The following is a 21073-nucleotide window of genomic DNA, read 5'->3' as shown; positions in this document are numbered from 1 at the left end:
TCCGCCCAGGGTCGGCGGCGATTCCCGGTGCCGTCACCCGCGCCGGCCTTCGCGCGCATGGCATCCTCCTACGGGCCCGTATCGCAGTTCGACCCACCCGACATCCGAGAGAATCCACCGAGATGAGCGACCCCACCCCTGCCCCGCTGTTCCGCTTGCCGCTGGAAGTACGCTGGCGCGATCTCGACGCCTTCGACCATGTCAACAACTCCAACTTCCTCACCTACCTGGAGGAGGCGCGCATCCGCTGGTTCGACTCGCTGGGGACGGAGTGGGTGACCGAGACCTCGGCGCCGCTGCTCGCGGCGGTTCAGATCAACTACCGCACGCCAATTCCCTACCCCGCGGCCATCACGGTCGAACTGTCCTGCGAGCGCCTGGGCAACAGCAGCATCACCATCGCCCACCGCATCGTCTGCACCGACGGAACCACCCTGTACGCCGATGGCCACGTGGTGATGGTCTGGGTCGACCGCAGCAGCGGCCGCCCCACGCCGTTGCCCGAAGGCGTGCGTCGCGCCGCCGCGCACGGCACCGACTCGGCCGGCTGAGCGACGTTGCCCGCCCGATGTACGGGCAGCCACCTCCTCGCGCCGCGGCCACCTCCGGGCACCGCACCTCCAATCCCACCCGTACTCCCGACGGCGGTAAGCTCTCACGATTCCCCACTCCCAGCCACAGCCCATGCCCCACATCACCCAGCACGAGCACGAGCACGCCATCATCGAGCTGCGCCTCGAGCGCCCGCCGGTCAACGCCCTCAACCCGGATCTCTGCGCCGAACTGCGCACCGCCATCGACGCGGCAGTGGACGCAGGCGCCGAGGGCCTGGTGCTCTCCGGCGGGCCGAAAGTGTTCTCCGCCGGCCTGGACGTCCCGTTCCTGCTGACCATCCAGGACGACGCTGCCGCGCTGCGCCAGGCCTGGACCACCTTCTTCGACGCCGCACGCGCACTCGCCGCCTGCCCGGTGCCGGTCGTGGCGGCGATCGCCGGGCACGCCCCGGCCGGCGGCTGCGTGCTCGCCCTGTGCTGCGACTACCGGGTGATGGCCGACGGCCCGTTCGCCATCGGGCTCAACGAGACCCAGGTCGGCATCGCCATCCCGCCGGGCATCCTTCGGCTGATGCAGCGCACCGTCGGCCGGCGCAACGCCGAACGCCTGCTGGTGGCCGGCGAGATGGTTCCTGCCGGACGCGCACATGCGATCGGCCTGGTGGACGAGCTCACCGGCGTCGACGAGGTGACCACGCGCGCGGCCGCCTGGCTGCGCCCCCTGCTGCAGCTGCCGCGCAAACCGATGCTGACCACCCGCCGCCTCGCCCGTGCCGACCTGGTCGACGCCCTGACCGAAGAGAGCCTGCAGCTGGACCACTTCCTGCGCGAATGGCACGACCCGGCCACCCAGCAGGCCCTGCGCGACATGCTGGCGCGGATCGGCAAGGGCTGAGCCGGCAGGCATCCCGCTCCCGGCCGGGAAGTGGCGGTATTATCGCGGCAGGGGAACAGGGAGGAGGCCATGATCGCGAGGACGAGACGCTCGCTGCACGAATTCGCCTGGATGCTCGCCGGAGCAGCCGGTACCCTGACACTCGCCTCGTTCCCGCAACTGGCGCTGTCCACGCCCTCGACCTGCCCCCTGGCGGTCGCGCCGGTCGCGGCGCAAGGGACGCCAACTCATGCTGCTGCAGAGGACCGCAGTTGCCTGATCAGCGCAAGGGCCGTCGCAAGCGATGCCGAGATCTACGACCTTCGCAGCCGATCGGAGTATCTGGAGTTCCACATTCCGGGAGCCCGGCATTCGAATCCCGCAGAGCTTTCAAGGATTCTACGCGGAACCGGTGGAACCGCCGTCGTCTACGACAGCGGCAAGTTTCGATCCGACGCATTCCTGCTTTGCGCACGACTGCGCAACGGAGGCCTCCACAACTTCAAGGTCGTCGATGGAGGGATCGCCGCCTGGACCCAGGCCTTGAGTCGTCCAGAGCGGCTGGCGGTGAGCCGCCTTTCGGACGCCGAGGTGTCCGCCGCGTTGAGCAGTTCCGGTAATTCGGCGCAGGCACTGGGCGAAGCGCTGGGACCCGTACTCTCCGAACACCGTATCCGGCGGACGGCAGCCGCCGGATCCGGACGCAGGATCTTCGTCGCCGACCCCAGCACGCCGACCGAGACGATCGCCGCATCGATGGACAGGAGCAGTTCGACGGCGTTCTACTGGGTGGGTAGCCCCGACCGATTGGTGGCGCTGATCCACGCGCACCTAGCCCAGGACCAAAGGCGCGCCCTCGGCCCGGGACAATCAGCCACCTGTCCCTCCTTGTAGAGCGCCGTCCGTTGCCGGCGGCAGGTCGGCGGGCACGGGCTCGGCGCGGAATATCCAGTCGGAGTAACGCACCGCATCTTCGAAGCCCGCATTCTCAGGATCGAATCCGGAGACCTTCATGGGGCTTCGCTGGGACAGGGAGTGGATCCCGACGATCCGCCCCTGTTCCGTCACCATGCCCCACTCGCGCCGGCCGGTAACCGGGTCGAAGTACACCTTGCGCAGATGCCGCCGGTCCGAGCCGGTGCGCCGATCGAGCAGCAGGTCCTCGAGCGCCTCGGGATAGACTTGAGGGGCGGCGGCCTCACGGTAGCTGGCCAAGGCGCGCCGGAACTCCCCGCCGATCCTGAGCAGTTCCGCCTCGCTGGATCGTATCCTCGCGTAGTGTTGCAGGCTCGCTGCAGCCAAAGCCGACACCGCCAAGAGCGCAAGTGCGAACAGCATGAACAGATATGCGAAACCCGACGGCCTGATCACGGGTCACAATCCCGAGTAGTCGACGCCATCCGGCGTCGTACCCTCAGCACCGCTGTACACGTCGACCACGCCTTCGAGGGTGCCATCGGAATCGCCGACCGCCACCCAGGTTTGCGCGCTTTCGGTGATCGGGTCGACCGGGATCGCCTTGAGATATCGGGCTTCCACCAGTTCCTGAAGCGATTCGGGGTACCGCCCTTTGTCGTCGTAGTGCCGGTCAAGGCTCTCGCGCAGGACGTGCAGGTTCGCTTTCAGGGCGGTGACCCTGGCATTCTCGACGGAAGCCTGATAGCGGGGCAGCGCGATGGCGACTAGGGCTCCGATGATCGCCATGACCACCATCAGCTCGATGAGACTGAACCCGCGCCTGATCCCGCTTTTCATCGGCTACCAATCCCTGTATGCGACGCCATTGAGGCCAATTCCGGTGGACGTACTGTAGACGTCGAAAACGTCCTCACCGGCGGCAGGACGATCGGGGGGGGTGTCGTAACTGCGCAGCCCCCAACTCTCTTCCGGGGCCGCATAGGAGCGCTGGTTGAACGGATCGGGCGGAACACGCCTGAGAAAGTAGATCATCGTCCGCGACGGGCTACCGGCATCCTCGACTCCGTCGACGAGCGTGCGCAGATCCGGCGGATAGCCCGTGCCGCCGCTCTCCACCAGAATTCTGCCCTGCTCGGCCGCCAGTTTGTAGCGATCGATCGCCCTGCGTATCTCCGCCAGAGCCGACCGCAGTTCGACCTCCTTGTGCCGTTGCACGGCGACCCTGGCGGATGGCACCGCAATCAGCAACAGAATCGCCATGATGGCGAGCGCGGCCATCAGCTCGATAAAACTGAAGCCGCGATGCCGCTGACGTCTCATCGGATCCTGATCGCAACATTGGAGGTCCGGGCCGGGCCGATCTGACCGGGACCGGGAGTCGCGGACAACAGCTTGACCTCCGCCTTGTCGGAGGCGGCCATTGCCTTGAACGTGATCTGCAACAGGCTCCCCTGGCCCGAAACGGCGCTTCCCTGGCGGGTGGCGGTAGCCATGATCTTGCCGTCGGAGAGATTGACCTGCTGAGCCAGGGAACTCTGGCCGCCTCCCTGCGACATGAACATTCCCTCCTCGATACCGACCACCTGCAGCACCTTCGGGTCGAAGCCGATCAACAGGGGAATCTGCTCGATCGCCTGGAGGGCGCTGACGTTGAGCACCGCAGTGAACTGTTCGCCCACGCGCACCTCCGGAGGAGCGGTCCAGTCCAGGAGCACGTTCGGCGCCTCCGGCAGGGGGATCGCCGGGCTGGGCGGGACATCGGGCAGCGCGGAAGGAACGGCTGCCCCCGTTGCATCCGGCGCAGCCTCGGACGTGGCCTCCTGATCGTCGCTTTCGGAAGAAGGCGCGCCGGCGAAAGCCGCCACCGATGTTCTGCCCCTGAGATGGGTCGCGGTGCCGCTCTCGAATTCCAGTTCGCCGAGGTCGGCGTGCCTGATTCCGCGGATCAGGCGCGGCCGGATCGACAGCACGATCTCCGTATCCTGCCGGTCGTTCTTCTGGGAACCGAAGATGCGGTTGAGAATGGGGAAGCGCGATATGCCGGGCCAACCATTGGCCACCTGGCGATCCTCCTTGTTGATCAGGCCCGCCAGGATCTGGGTTTCGCCGTCCTTGAGGCGCAGCACCGTCTGCGCGTTGCGTGTGCCGATCTGGTAGGACAAAGTCCCCGACCGGGTGACGATCTCGCGCACCAGATTGCTGACTTCGAGGTTGATCCTGATCGAGACCTCATCGCCCGCATAGACATGCGGCTCGACCTCGAGCTTCAGACCCACGTCCACGTAGTTCACGGTTTCCGAGACGAAACCTGTCGATGTCGAGGTGGAGGTGATCACCGGCACGCGATCGCCGATCAACACGCTGGCTTCTTCCCCGCTCTTCACCCGGATCTTCGGATTGGCGAGGATCCTGGCGTCCGATCGCTCGTCGTGCAGCCTCACGGTCGCACTGGGGACGCTCGCGTAGATCGTGTCCGAATTGAGGCGTCTCAGCTCGCTGATGGGCAGGGCCGTGTTGGCCTGGCCGGGAGCGACGACGGAAAAGCCGATCTCGCTCGGCAGGCTGATGCCCATGTCGAGCAGCTTGGAGCGCTTGATCTCCAGCACCTCGACATCCAGCATCACCTCCGGCTCGCCGATGTCCTGGAGCGCGACCAGCCTTTCGGCGAGCCGGATCGCATCCGGGCTGTCGCGCATCATCAGCATGTTGAGCTTTTCGTCGACGACGATATTCTCGGACTTGAGAATGGTCCTGAGCGTCTCCGCGACCGTCTTGGCCTCGGCGTTGGCCAGGTAGAAACTGCGGATGTTCAGCTGTCTGTAGTCGGCGATCTTCTGCGGGGTGTTCGGGAAAACCATCATCGAGTTGGCGTTGAGCACCCGGGTCTCGAGCTGCGTCGACAGGCCGATCAACCGGATGGCCTCGTCCAACGGGGTCTCCCGAAGGAAGACGGACACCTTGAGGTCCGGCCGGATGTCCTGGTCGTACACGAAGTTGATGCCCGATGCCTTCGACAGCACCTCGAAAGCCACCCTCACCGGAACGTCGCTGAACTCCAGGGTCACCGGCTTCCTGAAGCGATCCTCGAGGCTGTCCGCGGTCCGGTCCTTGGCGGCGTTGGCCGCGCGGATGCGCTCGCTGCTGTTCTGTGCCCTGAGGTTGTTCGGATCCTCCGCCAGCACGTCGCGGACCATCTCCTCCGCCGCCTCCAGATCCCCGGCGGCGATTAGCGCATCGACCTCGATCAGGATCGCGCCGTGGCGGCGCGCCGTGGCGACGCGGCGCAGCGCCTCGAGCGCCGCGGCGTTGCCGGGCTCGAGCTGCAGCGCCCGCTGGTACAGCCCTTCCGCCTCGGAAAGGTTTCCGCCGGCACGTGCCCTGTCCGCCTGCTGGAACAAGGCGTCGAGCGCCTGCCGCTTCCTGAGCAGAAACTGCTGCCGATAGCGCACGTTGCCCGGACTCGCATCCGACACGGCTTCGAACTGCTCGATCGCCTCGACATAGTCGCCCTGCTCGAACAGCCTGTCGGCCCTTCTGAACTCTCCCGCGGCACCGCAGCTGGCCACCAGCACCAGTGCGATCGGGAGCGCGACTCCCTTCAAGACCCGGCCTCGGCCGGCATTACGACTCAACATTGACTTCCCCAGGAATCATTCGAGCAGCGCAGGATCCCTTACGCTGTAGCGCCGCCCCTCGCCGGTCGGCAGATAGGTGAATTCGGCGAACCCGCCGCCAATGCCATCGAAGCGATAGACGTCCTCCACCGCCTCCTCCCGCATCAACGTGTAGTTGACGTCGTTCCATTCGACGAACACGTGAGGCACCGACCCGGACATCATCCAGCCCAGCACCTTGATTTCCGCGGGCGCGGGCGGCGGTGGAGGTTCCGGCGGTCTGGACGGCGGCGGCGGCGGTGCAAGATCGAGCGGAAAGAGCCCCACCGGAAAGGATCCCGCATCCCGCTGGCCGATTTCCGGAAGCGTTTGCTCCCTTTCGGCCGGCGTCGCGGCGCGGAGCTGCGGCACTACACCCGATTCCCCGGTACCGGTCGGTGCCTGCTCCCCGAACAGCGCCAGTCCGCCCAACACGAGGATGGTCGAGTAGGCCAGCGGCCGGAACCATCTGCTCATGGCGCGGCTTCCTCGGGATCGAGCTTGCCGACCATCGCCGCCGCCACTTCGATTTCCGCGGTGACCAGCGCCGCCCCTGGCGTCTCGCGTTCCAGCCGCAGCTTCGAGATGTAGACGGCGCGATCCGTCGCCTGCAGGCCCGCCAGCGCATTCGCGATCTCGCTCCATCCTGCCGTCAGCTCGAATATCGCCGTTTGCCTGATCAGCTCCGCCTCATCGACGTCCTCGAAGCGGAACCGGATCTGCTGCGGCGCGAAGCCGGCCTCTTCAAGGCCTGCCAGGATCCGCGCATTGATGTCGAAACGTCGGGCGGACGCAGGAAGTTGCAGCGGTTCGCTCTTCTCCTCCAGGCCCTGCCCCGAGGGCGCGGCCGAGAGCGCCCGAGTCCTGGCGGCCACTTCCCTGTCGGCCTGTTTCAGTTGCCACCAGGCGGCTCCGGCCAGGAGCGCCGTCAACACGGCCGCCGACGCGACCAGCAGGCAGAGGACGAAAGCAGCGCCACGCCGGAGATAGCCGCGATGCAGCGCCCATACGAGAGGACGGGAGTCTATTCTGCCCATCTCGCACTCACCTCGAAGTCGATGCCATCCGGCTTTCTCTCGAGCAGCAGAAGACGGACGTCGCGGACCGCTCCACTCTCGAGGTGGATGGTCTCCGCATAGAGATTGGCGGCCTTGGCATCACGCGCGCGGCCGGATACCCGCAGCACCCCCGTCACCGCATCGATGTCGAGCACCAGCAGCCGGCTGCCATGGTCGCCGGGCACCAGTTCGTGCAACAGACCCGCCCAGTCCCGGTTCAGCAGCAAGACCTGGTCGTGCAGCAGGCGCAGTTCGCCGGCGCTGCGCGCACGTTCCGGCGAAACGCGGCGGCCGTCGGCGAGCGAGCGCAGGACGAGGCGCTCCATCTCGCCTTGCCGGGAATGGAGACGCGCATCGATGGCCGACTTCGCATACAGGAGCGCGGCCAGGCCCAGCGTGAGCAGCAGCAACAGCCCCCACATCCAGCCTCCGGACGATCGTCGGCCCGGTGTCCAGGCAAGGTCGACTGCCCGGATCATGCGCATGCAGCCAGTACGCCGTGCCCCGGGGACACCGGGGAACCGGACGCTCCAACGGAAATCGTCTTCCCGACGAACCCTTCCGGCGCATCGCCTGTCGCCAGCCACCTCAATGCACTATCGTCCTCGAAGCCGAAGCGCTTGCGTGCCAGCCACAGCGCAGCATCTTCGAGCCCTCCGCCCCAGCCGGACAGGGTTTCGACCTGAGTCACCTGCCCGCCGTCCATCGTGATGCCGGTGATGCCGTCGTCCTCGGCGAACGCAAGCAGCGACGAATCGCACCCCGACGCTGTGCCATACCTGCGCAGGACCGGATGGAGGCTGGCGACGACGGCGTCCACCAAGCAGCCGCTTTCCGCGAGACCGGCCGCGACCTCGTCGACGAGCCCGCGCGGATACGCGACCGCGAGGATCGGGCGCCCGAACCTCGGCCAGACCGCTTCGATGCGATGACTGGCAGCGGTGACCCCCGGACCATGCAAGAAGGCGTCGACGACATGATCGCGAACGGCCGAGGCCGTGAAACGGCTCGACACCCAGGGCACGACCAGGCACGGGCACAGCCGCGTCGAAAGCACCAGGCGTATCCGCGCGGGGCGGCCGAAAGCTTCCACCAGCGATCGCCCAACCTGCGCCCAGTCGCCGGACGACGGATCGCCATGTACGCCCCACACCGCCGACGCAAGCCCCCGCCGGACCGCGACCCAGGTGGATCCTGAAAGATAAAGATGGGCGGATTTGCTGCGCACGGCCGACTACTCTGCAAAAGTGACCCGGTTGACTTCGGCCAGGGTGGTTTCTCCCCGGAAGAACAGATCCAGAGCCGCGGCCCGCAAGCTGCCCCCGCCCTGTTCAGCGGCGCAGGCGCGCAGCGCCGTGACCGGCGCCTTGGTCGAGATCAACTCGCGCAATGCATCGTTCATCACCAGGAACTCCGCGACCACGCGACGCCCCTTGTAGCCCGTGCCCCGGCAACGCCCGCATCCCTGCCCACAGCGAAGCGTCTTGCCGGCGAGCTCCTGCGGACGAAGCCCCGACAGATCGAGCGCTTCGGCGTCGGGCACGTAGGCACGCGAGCAGTCGGTGCAGTTCACGCGCAACAGCCGCTGCGCCCAGACGCCCACCAGGGCCGAAGCCAGGCTGTAAGGGTCCACGCCCATGTGCAGCAGGCGGCCCACCACGTCGAAAACGTTGTTGGCGTGCACCGTGGTCAGCACCAGGTGGCCGGTCAATGCCGCCTGTACGGCGATCTGGGCGGTATCCTCGTCCCGGATCTCGCCGACCATGATCTTGTCCGGATCGTGGCGCAGGATCGAGCGCAGGCCGCGGGCGAACGTCAGCCCCTTCTTCTCGTTGACGGGGATCTGTAGTACCCCGGGCAGCTGGTACTCGACCGGGTCCTCGATGGTGATGATGTTTTCCTGTCCGCCGTTGATCTCGTCGATCGCCGCGTACAAGGTGGTGGTCTTGCCCGAACCCGTGGGGCCGGTCACCAGCACCATGCCATAGGGCTGCGCCACCAGCTTGCGCAGGGTCGCCAGCGCGGCGGGCGCGAGATCGAGGTCCGACAGCTGAAGCATCTGGTCGCGGCTGCCGGTCAGCGTACTGCGGTCGAGCAGGCGCAGCACGGCATCCTCCCCATGGACGCTGGGCATGATCGAAACGCGGAAGTCGACGTGGCCGCCGCGCACCTTGACCCGGAACCTCCCGTCCTGCGGCACCCGTCGCTCGGCGATGTCCAGCTCCGACATCACCTTGATCCGCGAAATGATCCGCTGTGCCGTATCGGGCCCGGCAACCTGGGAGATTGGCACCAGCACGCCGTCGATCCTGAACTTGACGTCCATTCCGGCCGGAGTCGATTTCAGGTGGATGTCGGACGCCTCCTGCTTGAGCGCGTCGTACAGAACGGAGCTGACCACCCGCACCACCGGGCTGGCGTCCGCCTCGATCTGCTCCAGCGACAGCGATTCGTCCTCGCCCCGCGGGTCGTCCACCGGCGCCAGGCCGCCAACGCTGTCCTGCGTGGCCCGCACCGTCTGCTCGGCCATGGCCAGATAGCTACGCAGCGCCTCGGCGTCCGCCAGGCGGATCGCGCAGGGCTCGCGCACCCAACTGCGTACCCATTGCACCGTCTCGTCCGAAAACGGATCGGAGACGACCAAAGCCAGCCCATCGACCGGATCGCGCAACACGGCACATTCGCGCCGCACGCACTCGACGTAGGGAACGGCACCGAAGTCGGGCACCGCCTCATGGAGCGTGACCGATGAGATCGGCTCGACGCCGGAAGCCGTCGCCAGAGATTGCAGGAACGTCTCCGCACCGACACCCAGCTCTTCCTGCAACGACTGCAGCCAGGATCCGCCGCTGGCCGATGCGCGAGCGCGGGCGCTGCGGATCTGGCTGGCCGCCAGGACGGGCGGCGCGGCCGAGGCGAGGTCCAGGTTCACTGCCCCACGCTCCCGACCAGGTCGAAGATCGGCGAGTACATCATCAGCACGATCACCCCGATTACGATGCCGATGGCCGACATCAGCAGTGGCTCGAACAGCCGCGAGAAGGTATCGACCTTGCGATCCAGGGCGATGTCCAGGAAGTCTGCGAGCTTGCCGCTCATCTCCGCCAGGGCGCCGCTGCGCTCGCCCACCCGCAGCAGGCTTTCGGCGATCGGCGGGATCAGGCTGGTGCCCGACATCGCCTCGGTGAACATCCGCCCCGATCGCAGGCGGTCCATCGCCAGCGCCATCTCCTGCGCCTGCACCGGGTTGACCACTCCCCGGCTCATCTCCATCGCCCGCAGCAGCGGAATCCCGCTGTCCAGCAGCAGGGCCAGGGTGCGGTAGAGCCGTGACAGCCCCATCGTCACGAAGATCTCCGAGAGTACGGGCAGCCTGGCGACGTGGACGATCGCCAGGTAGCGGCCGGCCCGGCTCATGACGAGCCAGGCGACCCCGCCTGCCGCCACGGACAGGCACGCCCCGAACAGCAGCGGGTGCTGCTGGATGAACTCGCCGGAGCTCAACAGCACTCTTGTCGCGCCCGCCGCCTCGCGGCCGCTGCCGTCCAGGATCACGCTGAACTTCGGCAGCACGTAGGCGATGAGGAACAGGATGACCGCACCGCCCACCGCCATCAGCAGCAGGGGATAGATCGCGGCGGCGCTGACCTTGCGCTTGATCTGGTGGATCTTGGCGTCGTAGGCCAGATAGCGCTCCAGCGTACCGGCCAGGCCACCGGTGGTTTCGCTCGCCGCCACGCCCGCGACGAGCACCGGAGGGAACAGTGGCGCCTCGCGCGCCATCGCCTCCGAGAACGAAGCGCCTTCGCGCAGCGCCGTGAGCATCCGCCCCAGGACCAGCTTGAACCCCGCGTTGGCTTCCTTGCGCTCGAGTGCCTCCATCACTTCCACCACGTTCAGCCCGGCCTTGAGCAGGGTGAGCATTTCCTGCAGGAACACCGTGGAGGAATACGTTACGCGCGCCCGCCGCGGGGCGGCGACCTCGGGGTCGACCCGCAACACGCGCCCACCGGACCTGAGCGCCTTCGCGCTCGCTTCCGCCACCGATTCCGCTTCGATGTCCAACCACCGGGACTGTCCGCCGGCGGCAACCAGGACCCGGTGCTTCACTGGGCGGCACCTATTCCCAAGTCCGCATCGTCCGCCTCGCCACCCGGCCTGCCATCCTTGCCGAGCGAGTACAGATCGTAGTCGCCTGCGCTGCCCGGAACCCGGTACACATAAGCGTTGCCCCACGGGTCTGGCGGCACCTTGCCTTGCAGGTAGGGCCCGTTCCATTTGGGGACGCCATCGGGCCTGTCGACCAAGGCATCGAGCCCCTGGCGCGAAGGCGGGAAATGGCCGGTGTCCAGCCAATAAGCATCGATCGCCTTGCGCAATGCGTCGATCTGGCCGAGCGCAGCGGTGCGCTCGGACTTGCCGATCTGCTGGAAGTAGCGGGGCGCCACGTAGGCCACCAGTACGCCGATGATCACCACAACGACGAGCAGCTCGAGCAAGGTAAAACCTGCCTGCCTTGGGCATAACCTGCTGTTCATTCGACACCCTCAAGCAGCCACTCCAGTTGTGGCTGATAACCCGAGTTGTTGTTGCAAGCGCACTCGAGAACGATCTCGTTGATACTGACCACGGATTCATTTTGATCGACAGCACCGAAACGCGCACTCCCCCTCAATATTTCGTACCCAGGGGCACTCAGAACCATCCCCGCAACTCCTCGTAAGCGAGCTCCCGAATTGGTGAGTACGGGCTTGTACCTATATTCAAATCGGTCGCCTCGTTGCAGCTTGGACACCAGCTGATAGCTCGTAATGGAGAGGCGCGGGACTGGATTTACATCCTGATCGATAACCGTACCTTCAATCGGCGCCGCCAGAACTCCGATGTATTCCGGGTCACGGCTGACCGCCTTTCCGATGGTCAATGTGAACGGTTGGTCGCCATCCATCACCCCATCGGCAATCGCATTCACCTGTATGGACTGCTGGACACTCCAGTTCGCAGGCGTGAACACGATCTCGCTTGGCGCGACATTCACTTCCGTCAGATCACTCACACTCACCGGAAGTACCACATCTTGGGTCGGGGCCGTCTCCAGGCGCACGGAAATCTGCGCAACGCCATCGCCCTCATTCAGATCCATGCTCGGAGGCGTCGTCGCGATCACCCCACCTCGCTGAGGCGACGTGGGGACTACCACGGCGCCGGGGGCATAGGCACGCCCGACACCCCTGTCGTCGTAGATCTCGCCATACACCGAGTAGGCCCCGGGGGCGAGTGCAGTGGTACTCCACACGTAATTGCCAGTATGCGTACCCGCATCATGGCGCAGGCCGTCAACGATCTTCGTTCCCGCGTAGCCGGAACCCACCGCATCGTAGTAGAGGGCGACGGTTGGCTCGATCGCTGGTCCGGTCCCTTCCCAGACAATCGTCGGACTGCCATCGCGGGCATCCAGGATCCTGGTTGGCCGAGTCAGCGAGATGGTCGGCGCCACGTAGGTACCGGTGCTGACGAACAGCGTCATCGTCGGCGACCAGCCGCTGACGCCGCCAGCGTCGTCCTCGGCGCGCACCCGCCAGTAGTGGGTGGTCTTGTCGGGCAGGGCGGTAGTCGTCTGCCAGATCAGGCCGTCGACCGTAGCGCTGGCCACCAGCGACGCCAGGGCGCTGTCGCTGTAGACCTCGAACCGGTAGCGCAGCGCGTCGCCCTCGGGATCGGTAGCGGCATGAACCTCGAAGCTGGGGTACAGCGTCGAGGACCAGGCCCGGTCGCCCGGGTTGGCCACCACCGGAGTGGTGGGCGGATCGTTCTGGGCATTCATCCGGAACTCGGCCCCCGCCCATGCGCTCTCGGCGTGGCCGTCGCTGGCCTTCACCCGCCAGAAGTAGCGCGTGTTCTCGACGAGGTCGCCGACCTGCCAGCTAACGGTGCCGCCGCTGCCGGCCGGGATTTGGCCGGAGGCACGGCGGTTCGAGGAGTCGAACGAGTCGACGGTATCGATCTCGAACAGATGGGTCACCGGGTCACCGTCGGCATCGGCACCGTTCTGCGCGGTCAGCGTGGCGGTCCCCGGCGTGGTGACGTCGGCGCCGCCGACCGGGCTCACGGGTACCGGAGCCGTTGGCGCGGCGTTGTCCAGGACCACCGTAAACGGCCGCAGCGGCGTCATGGTCTGCGCGCCATGCTCGTCGATCGCGATCGCGCGCCAGTAGTACGTGGCCCGGTCGCTCAAGGGCACAGCGACCGTCCACGACGTGGTTCCGCTCGGGTCGGGCTCCACACCGCTGACGGAATCGTGCACCTGGATCAGGGTGGTGTCGGTAAAGACCTCGAAGGTATAGGTGATCGCATCGCCGTCGCGGTCCTGGGCGTTGGTCAGCGACAGCACCGGAGTAAGGGTGTCCACGTTCGCCCCCGCCGCCGGCGAGGTCAGGTTGAAGCTGTCCGGCGGGTCGTTGAACAGGTTGACGAAGAACGAAGCGTTCGCCCAGCCGCTATTGATGCCCCCGGCCGCCAGCGCGCGCGCGCGCCAGTAATAATGCCGGTTGTCGTTCAGATCCTCCGCCGGCTGCCAGGTGGTGGCCTGCCCGGAGACCGGGTTCTCCGCCACCGTGGCCTGGTCCAGCAGTTCGGTGAGGGCGGCATCTGCATACAGCTCGAAATGCACGCTGACCGTCGGATCGTTGCCGGCCTCGCCGGTCATCACCTGCAGCTGCGGGCGCAGGCTGGCCACCTCGGCGCCGGCCAGAGGCGCGACGATCTGCGGAATGGCAGGTCCCGGCGGCGGCTCGAGCGACTCGACGCGGATCCTCGCCGAACGCGTCGCCGACAGGGTGCCGTCGCTGGCGAGGTAGTTGATGAGGTAGTCGCCGGCCTGGCCGACCTGCGGGGTCCAGTCGAACACGCCGATGCCCTCACCCTGGTCCACGAAGGTCGCACCCGTGGGCAGCGGACCTGCCGACAGTGCCACCAGCCGCCCCATCGGGCTGGACGCCTCCACCAGGAAACCGACCTGCTGCTCCTCGTTCACCACCCGGTCTGGGATGAACTGCAGCACCGGCGGTCTCGGCGCGAGCTCCGGATCCTTGAAGGCGACGTCGTAGCTGCCGGGAGAGTTGACGTCGAACACGTTGAACCAGTGCTGCCATTGCTGGGTATCCGGATTCTTGGTCTTCGATAGCCAGACGTTTTCGACGGCCATCGCCTTGGCGTCGGAACGCATCACCGGGCCCAGCACTTTCTGGCCGTTGTACGGATCGGCCTTGCGCACGTACAGGAACCCCTGGGACGGCGGCAGCGTCAGCCGATAGCCGCCCCCGGACGCCACCAGAGTGGCCTCCTCCGAGCGGTCGGTGACAACGCTGTCCGGGCCCGCCGACTCGTACACCCGCAGCACGCCGCCGTCCTCGGCAAGGAAATCGCGCACGAAGTCGCGGCCGGGCAGGTCCACCCGCACGTCGCGCACCAAGAGGTGGGCGTTGGTCGCCTGCAGCAGGGACGTCAGCGCGCCGCCGAGCTCGTCGGAATGGGTGAACGTTGCGGTGAAATCGACGAAGGTCCCGGCCAGGTTGCTCTCCATCAGCCAGCGCCCCATCTTGCTGCTACCGGGCTCGATGTCGCCGAAGTCGATCAGCAGCGAGTTCGTGGTCGGCAGATCCTGCAGATAGCTGCCGATGATCTGGAAAGTGATCGGCAGGCCCTGCAGGTTCTCGACGATCCTGGGCTGCGCGGAGTCGATCTTGACCTCCTGCGCGGCCGCCATGCCGGTGTTCTTCACCCGCACGCCCAGCGTGTAGGGCTCGGGCGCCTCGATCTCCGGAGTGAACGGGTCGTCCGCGATCACGTCGCGCGTCAGAAAGTAGTCCAGCGTCAGCAGCGGGAGCGGCTTGACGGTAATGGCGTCCGGGTTGAGGTCCAACATGTGGACTTCGGTGCCGAAGCGATAGCGTAGGGTGGCGCCGACCAGGTAGCGCTTGCCGAACGGCGTGGCGCCGGCCGCTCCGGGCGCCGGGATCAGCATCCAGTTGATGGTGGCGGTCGAACCGCCCTCCACCTGCCCGCTGCCCGTGGTGTTGTCGATGTTCTGCCTGCTGGTCTGGCGCAGGAAGAACTTGGCCGTGAGATCGTTCGGGTCCTCGGTGATCGCGACGGGAACGCCCATCTCGTCGGTCACTTTCACCTCGACATGGACCTCGGTCAGCGGGGTGACCGGCAGCGAGTTGGTGATGCGCATCTCGGCGTCGAACGCCTGGCGCTCGAGCGTCAACTCCTGCTTGATCTCGATCTTGACGCGCGCGCAGACGGTCTCCTGCGCCATCGACGGCGCGCAGACGAGCATTCCCATCCATAGCGCTAGTGCGCTGCAGGCGCCCTTGCGTGTTATCTGCACGATTTTCTTCCCCTGAACGTGTGTCCAATCCCGAACATCAAGCCCGCCACGCAAACTACCGCTGAGTTCTTGCCCTGGCAACCAAGTTTTCCATGCGATCCGAGCTGCAGGAAGCTTGACTTTTGAGCGCCATACCCTAAGAGAAATCCAAGCCCCTCAATGCAGTATATCCATCAGATTCCCAAAGAACCCCCCTGCCGGACATTTCTTGAATGTAGCTCTATATAAGAGACTACAGATCCCTCGAATTCCGGATCTTCTTCTTTAAACCTAATTAATCTCTTCTCAAGGACACCCAGGTTATTCTTAATCATTTCTACGTAAATTTTACTTTGCTCCAGCAAATCGTCTTCTTTTATATCGACAAATACCGTTTGGCCATGAGTGAAACATAGAGCCCGTAGGATGGGTCCCCATCAGATCCATCAACGTAATATTCACCAATCTGATTTAGCGGTACGCTATTCATGGATTCGAATTCTTCAGCTCCACGCCTCGATAGCACGTTGCGCATTTCCATCAATGCGCACTAATCAGATGAATATCAAGTATCAGCATCCCTGGATACTTCATTATAGTTTTTACGGACTCAATATTATTCCGTTATTCAGATATTCTGTGATGCGGCGGCATTCTATTGGATCAGAAATTCTCATCAATACATCATGGAGGGGCTCAACCTCACTTGGAAACATCCCGTCATTCCACAAGAATCGATGCAATGGAATATAGATAAAGTATTTCGCATCGATATTCTTTGCCATAAATCTAACGCATAGGATATTCAATAATCTTCGGTACGATACAGCCAACTCTCCAGCAGTGTAATTAAAAACCCCTTCCTGCAAATGGATAAATATATCCCCACTATTTCCATAAATAATGAACCTAATTTCTTTGAGCCAGATACTTTTACAGACAATCAGCCATCCATTAATCTTATCCCCCACACTAAAAGGAACCTTATTAACTGAATCCAGGTCTCCAGAGTATGTGAAGCACTCATCAGGAGGCGCCCCGTTCGGCTTATAGTGATAAATAATCATATCAATCGGCCATCATGATTATGTTATTCGCATTCGCAATCATCGACACGGCTTGCCGTGGACGCAGCTGAAATCGCGGGTGACCCGAATAACAAAACAGAATTCCACCATCCACTTGTGTTTCCAGCGTTTGCAATAATTTGCGATTCCGTTCGACCCCTTGCAACAAACGACAAGTAGGTTCGCATGTGCCAGTTTGCGAAGAATGGAATTCTTGTAAGAGGACCTCTATACTGATATCTGAGATAGTTTCGCATGGCTACAGCTTGGCGACCACTCTGAGCCAGTTTTGGAATTCTTGCTGCTTGTACCATATAGCCCACCCGCCCAAGAGGCGTCATGAGAGCGGAAATTGCCGCCCCTCCAAAGTATGCAGATGAGCATTTTTTAACAAGATCATTTGTTCCATTTCTATCTCTAATCCAGTTTGTCAAACCAAAACTCGCCGCATCTCCTGCCCCTGCCCAGAAATTGACTGTTGACTGATTGGGACTCCATCCTCCAGTTGCCTTGTGTACTAAATCCCAGACAGGGTCAACATTCCCATCCCAACCACCTGTAGCCTTGTTAACCCCTCCCCATAACCAATCCATTGCATCAAGCCCATAAGGATCAATCCTTGATGTAGGGCTGCTCGCTGCGTACACGTAATAGTTTGGACCACCCAGTAGGCCTATGGGATCACTAGTGGTATAGCGTCCTGTCTCGGCGTTGTAATACCGATGGAGGTTGTAGTGCAGCCCGGTCTCCTCGTCGTAGTACTGCCCCGGGAATCGCCAAGGCTGCTCAACGCTTGTACCTGACGCTACAGTGACCGCACCAAACGCCGCGATCCGGTTGGCCGCCCACACCACACCACCGGCCTTATTCGTCAGCCGCCACGGCACCCCCAGCGGATCGTTCTGATAGTAGAAGTAGTCGCCGCTCTGGCGCAGGAACAGCGGTGAGGTGCTGTACGGACGCTCCGGCTGCCAGCCGTAGCCTTGCAGAACGACGCCATCCGTCGCGATCTCGGCCAGCAATCCCTCCTCGGCCTGCAGGAAGAAGCGCTTGCCGGCTGTCGCGCCGGTATTGGCCGCGCCCGTAGCGGTGACCTCCTTGCTCAGGCGATAGCCAAACGGATCGTAGGCGTAACGGGCGACCACCGCGTTGGCGCCATCGCGCACCTCGGCCAAGCGGTTGTAGCCGTCATACGCGTAATGTGTGGTGCGACGGGGTTCGGCCAGGGATGCATCGGTCTTGACGACCAGGTTTCCGGCTGGGTCGTACTGATACGTGACGTTGCCCCGCTTCAGCAGCCGGTTGGCGTCGTCATACTCCCAGGTGGCCGGCACCCAATTGTCGCTTAGACGATTGCCGGCAGCGTCGAGCTCGAACGTCTCGGTGGCACTCGTCGCAGGGTCGGCTTCGAGCAGACGCAGAGCATCGTCGTAGGTGTAGTTCGTGGCTTGCCCCTGCGTGGTGCGGCGGATGACTTCATCCAACTTGCCGTAGACGCTGGATTGCTCGAACACCACCGCTTGGCTCGGACCCCTTACGCGCAACCGAGTCGGACTGAGCAGCCCGTTGCGCTCGATTTCCTGAACGGTGCCGCCCGGCAGCACGATCTTCCTGGCCTCGGTCCATTGGCGCTCGGCCACGCTCATCGAACCCTCACCCGGGATGTCGACGCGCGACAGCGCGCTGTTGCCGTCGTAAGTATAGGTGAGGGTGGCGCCATCGGGTCCGGTGTAGGTCTTGACCTGACCGTTGGCGTGATAGGTGTACTGCCGGGTCATGCCAACGCCTTCGATGGTCACGGTCTGGCTGAGCAGGCGGTTGGCATCATCGTAGTTCATGGTGCTGCTGGCGCCAGCGGTCGCCCACCCGATCAGGCGGTTGCCATCGTCCCAAGAGAAGGTGTCGGTCAACTCCACGCTGTCGTCGGGGCGGTGCGAGAGCCGCCGCTGCAGGCGCCCGCCATTGTCGAATTCGAAAGTCAGGCGAAATCCGTTCGGCCGGATCAGCTCCTGCAGGCGACCGGCGTCGTCGTAGCGGTAGACCGTGGCCTCGTTCTCGGCGGTGATCTCCCGGACCAGCTTGTCGCGCTTGTCGTATTCCAGCCGGGTGACGTGCCCCAGCTCGTCGGTGACGCTGATCAGGTTGTTGCGGTGGTCATACCCCAGCTGCACCGTATTGCCAAGCTCGTCGGTACCTACGGTCGGGCGCCCTAATGCGTCGTACTCCACGCCCTGGGTCTTCTCGTACGGGTTGACCCGAGTCCGGGGCAGCCCACGCAGCTCGTAGTCCATCGTCGTGGTACGGGTATCACCATCCACGACGTCCGACAGCTGTGTCAGATCCTGCCGGTTGTTGTAACGCAGCAAGCGCTGCAGGGTCGGGTAGTTGATGCGGGACACCAGGTCTCCGCCCCGATCCGCGCCGTCGACATCGCTATAATCCAGCCCGGTGGCATTGCCTTCGCCGTCGATGACAGTGACCAGGCGGTCGTGGTTGTCGTAAGCCAACGCCACGCGCTGGTTCATGGAATCGCTGCTGGCGATCAACCGTCCGGCCGCGTCGTATTCGAGAGTGACACTGCTGCCGGTCGGATCCGTCATACGCTGCGGCCGACCCGCTACATCGTAGTCGAGCCGGTACACTTGCTGACGCGGGTCGGTGATCGTCAGCAGACGGTCGGTCTTGTCGTAGCTAAATCCAGTCGTCAGCTGGTTGGGATCCGTCGCAGTCAGGCGGTTGCCGTGCGCATCGTACGTGTACGTCCACGCATGACCCAAAGGATCAATGGCCGTTACCATGTTGCCCGCAGCATCGTGCTCGTAGGTCCAGGTCTTGCCTTCGCCGTCGACCAGTTCGCGAACGTTGCCATGCGCATCGTATCGAAGCTGCAGTTCGACGTCAGGGTCGACCGATCCGTCCGGGTTCGCGCCCCCCTTGCGCCGGACGAGCTCGGGCTCTCCGCGTGCGTTCGGCTGGTATTCGGTGACCTGCTCGACCGGCTTTCCAGCCGCAGCCGTCAGCCTGAGGAGATTGCCCTTGTTGTCGTACTCCAGCCGGGTGGCTACGCCGGCCTCATCGACGACCTCTCGTGGATCGAGCGAAGCGGCTTCATAGGTCACGCTGATCGTGCTTCCGTCCGGATTCGTCCGGCGAGTCACTTCGTCGAAGTTGTTGCGGTCGATCCGCACCGTACTGTTGCGCTCGTCGGTATAGCTCATCGACTGACGGCCGCCCTGCGCGCTCATCAGCAGCTTGCCGTTGACTTCGCGGCGGACGATGCGGCCCTCCTGGTCGTATATCCGCGTCTCCAGCTTGCGACCAGGTTCGGTTTCCGGATGCTTGATGGTGACGCTGAACTCCTTCTTGAGCTTGTCGTAGCCGTAGTCGAAGGCATACACACCGCCATCCGGCGCAGTTATGCGCGAGACGCGCTTCGTAACGCCGTAGCCGACTCGGGTTTCGCGACCCTCGGCGTCGGTCACCTTGACCATGTTGTACGTCGTATCGACGATCAGGCTGGAAACGGTGCCGCTGCCACCGCCACCCCCTGTCCCCGTGCCGTAGCCGGGCGTGGGGTTGCCGCCGAAATCGATGGCGACGCTGCTCACCTCGCCATAGTCGAAACGCGTCTCGTGCCCGCGCGCGTCGATGACCCTGTGCAGTCTGCCAGTGCCGTCGTACTGATACTGAACGCGCCGGGTATTTCCGTCGCCCGGCGTGTGGTCCCGGGCCTCGATGATGGACCTGCGATTGTCCGAATAGAGGAACGTGAACACCGTGCGACCGTTGTCGTCGAGCACGCGCTCGAGGGGGCCGTGGACGCTGTTCTGCATCCACACCCGTACGTTGTTGCGGTCGCCGTAGCTGCTGATCCGGCCGAAGTTGTCGTACTCGATCCACTGACCGGTGCGATCTGTCCAGCGGTATCCATTGACCTCGGTGATCGCGATGCCGCCCTGGCCCGGCTTGCCGGCCGGGGGGTGGGCATCCGGACTGGTGCTCGGCGGGAGTACCGGCACCAGTTGGGGCCGTACGATGAAACGCGGGTACTTGCTGCTGACGAAGGTCGATCCGTCCGTCGTACGGCTGAAGCCGATTCCTTTGCGGGCCACGAACTGGATGGCGGACTGGTCAGGCAGTGGATTTAACTCATGATCCAAACCGAATGTCGGATCGGTCGGAACCCTCGTGTAGAGATCCACATTGGGAACGTCGATGACCCCAGTTCCAGGCTGGGCGGTGCTGTCGCAATTGCCGACTCCATCGATCGTAGTGCACACGAAGAAGGCGCCGAGCGAGCCATAATTGTTCTTGTAGTACGACGGATCGCCGAGCCCGGACCATTGCCTGTTGAACGTCCACCGGGTGCCGTCGAAGTCGCGATTGACGCGCGCCTGGCCGCCCGGCACCTTCACCACCAGATCGTCCTGGGCCACGGTGAATTCGCCGTTTGGCCCCCCGAGCCCCATCGATCCATTCCCGTTGAGCGGAAATGTGACCTGCGCTCCGACGGGCATGCCCAGGAGCACCAACAGCGCACCCAGCATGGCGAGCGCAACCCGGCGGCTGGTACTACCG

Annotated in this window: 16 protein-coding genes; 3 read left to right on the top strand and 13 right to left on the bottom strand. The window is 64.2% G+C overall.

Annotation, left to right across the window (positions count from 1 at the left end):
- Nucleotides 1-122 precede the first annotated feature (122 nt).
- The 3 genes from H0E84_RS02125 (at nt 123) to H0E84_RS02115 (ending at nt 2322) form a co-directional block, all read left to right on the top strand.
- On the top strand, nt 123-551 hold the full coding sequence (locus H0E84_RS02125) for an acyl-CoA thioesterase (RefSeq protein ID WP_180676974.1): 429 nt from the start codon (nt 123-125) through the stop codon (nt 549-551).
- 133 nt (nt 552-684) lie between these two features.
- Nucleotides 685-1449, top strand: a complete 765-nt coding sequence (locus tag H0E84_RS02120; RefSeq protein WP_180676973.1) for an enoyl-CoA hydratase/isomerase family protein — start codon at nt 685-687, stop codon at nt 1447-1449.
- Between the two features lie 69 nt (nt 1450-1518).
- The gene (locus tag H0E84_RS02115; protein WP_180676972.1) at nt 1519-2322 is read left to right on the top strand and encodes a rhodanese-like domain-containing protein; all 804 of its coding nucleotides are present in this window, start codon (nt 1519-1521) and stop codon (nt 2320-2322) included.
- On the opposite strand, the gene H0E84_RS02110 is transcribed toward H0E84_RS02115, so the two are convergent.
- The 13 genes from H0E84_RS02110 to H0E84_RS02050 form a co-directional block, all read right to left on the bottom strand.
- On the bottom strand, nt 2299-2766 hold the full coding sequence (locus tag H0E84_RS02110; protein WP_180676971.1) for a type II secretion system protein: 468 nt from the start codon (nt 2764-2766) through the stop codon (nt 2299-2301). The genes H0E84_RS02115 and H0E84_RS02110 overlap by 24 nt on opposite strands.
- 36 nt (nt 2767-2802) lie before the next feature.
- Complete coding sequence (locus H0E84_RS20625; RefSeq protein ID WP_180676970.1) at nt 2803-3183, bottom strand: type IV pilin protein; 381 nt, start codon at nt 3181-3183, stop codon at nt 2803-2805.
- A gap of 3 nt (nt 3184-3186) precedes the next feature.
- Complete coding sequence (locus tag H0E84_RS02100) at nt 3187-3666, bottom strand: type II secretion system protein (protein WP_180676969.1); 480 nt, start codon at nt 3664-3666, stop codon at nt 3187-3189.
- Nucleotides 3663-5918: a secretin N-terminal domain-containing protein gene (locus tag H0E84_RS02095; protein WP_180676968.1), complete on the bottom strand. Its 2256-nt coding sequence runs from the start codon at nt 5916-5918 to the stop codon at nt 3663-3665. Before H0E84_RS02095 ends, H0E84_RS02100 begins: the two co-directional genes overlap by 4 nt.
- 78 nt (nt 5919-5996) lie before the next feature.
- The gene (locus H0E84_RS02090) at nt 5997-6476 is read right to left on the bottom strand and encodes a hypothetical protein (RefSeq protein WP_219339553.1); all 480 of its coding nucleotides are present in this window, start codon (nt 6474-6476) and stop codon (nt 5997-5999) included.
- Nucleotides 6473-7036, bottom strand: a complete 564-nt coding sequence (locus H0E84_RS02085; RefSeq protein ID WP_180676966.1) for a hypothetical protein — start codon at nt 7034-7036, stop codon at nt 6473-6475. The genes H0E84_RS02090 and H0E84_RS02085 overlap by 4 nt, the downstream gene beginning before the upstream one ends.
- Nucleotides 7024-7542: a hypothetical protein gene (locus H0E84_RS02080; protein ID WP_180676965.1), complete on the bottom strand. Its 519-nt coding sequence runs from the start codon at nt 7540-7542 to the stop codon at nt 7024-7026. Before H0E84_RS02080 ends, H0E84_RS02085 begins: the two co-directional genes overlap by 13 nt.
- Entirely contained in the window at nt 7533-8285 is a 753-nt protein-coding gene (locus H0E84_RS02075; protein ID WP_180676964.1) for a hypothetical protein, read from the bottom strand. The genes H0E84_RS02080 and H0E84_RS02075 overlap by 10 nt, the downstream gene beginning before the upstream one ends.
- A 6-nt stretch (nt 8286-8291) precedes the next feature.
- Nucleotides 8292-9989 carry a GspE/PulE family protein gene (locus tag H0E84_RS02070; protein ID WP_345776254.1) on the bottom strand — a complete coding sequence of 566 codons (1698 nt, stop codon included), beginning with the start codon at nt 9987-9989 and terminating at the stop codon, nt 8292-8294.
- Nucleotides 9986-11167, bottom strand: a complete 1182-nt coding sequence (locus H0E84_RS02065; RefSeq protein WP_180676963.1) for a type II secretion system F family protein — start codon at nt 11165-11167, stop codon at nt 9986-9988. Before H0E84_RS02065 ends, H0E84_RS02070 begins: the two co-directional genes overlap by 4 nt.
- On the bottom strand, nt 11164-11595 hold the full coding sequence (gspG, locus tag H0E84_RS02060; protein ID WP_180676962.1) for a type II secretion system major pseudopilin GspG: 432 nt from the start codon (nt 11593-11595) through the stop codon (nt 11164-11166). The genes H0E84_RS02065 and gspG overlap by 4 nt, the downstream gene beginning before the upstream one ends.
- Nucleotides 11592-15404, bottom strand: coding sequence for a fibronectin type III domain-containing protein (locus H0E84_RS02055; RefSeq protein WP_180676961.1), 3813 nt, complete (start codon nt 15402-15404; stop codon nt 11592-11594). Before H0E84_RS02055 ends, gspG begins: the two co-directional genes overlap by 4 nt.
- Nucleotides 15405-16518: 1114 nt before the next feature.
- On the bottom strand, nt 16519-21042 hold the full coding sequence (locus H0E84_RS02050) for an RHS repeat protein (protein ID WP_180676960.1): 4524 nt from the start codon (nt 21040-21042) through the stop codon (nt 16519-16521).
- Between the last annotated feature and the right edge of the window lie 31 nt (nt 21043-21073).

The sequence above is a fragment of the Luteimonas salinisoli genome, assembly GCF_013425525.1.
Taxonomy (GTDB): domain Bacteria; phylum Pseudomonadota; class Gammaproteobacteria; order Xanthomonadales; family Xanthomonadaceae; genus Luteimonas; species Luteimonas salinisoli.
Note: the sequence above shows the minus strand (reverse complement) of the source record. Positions and strands in the feature narration are given on the sequence as shown.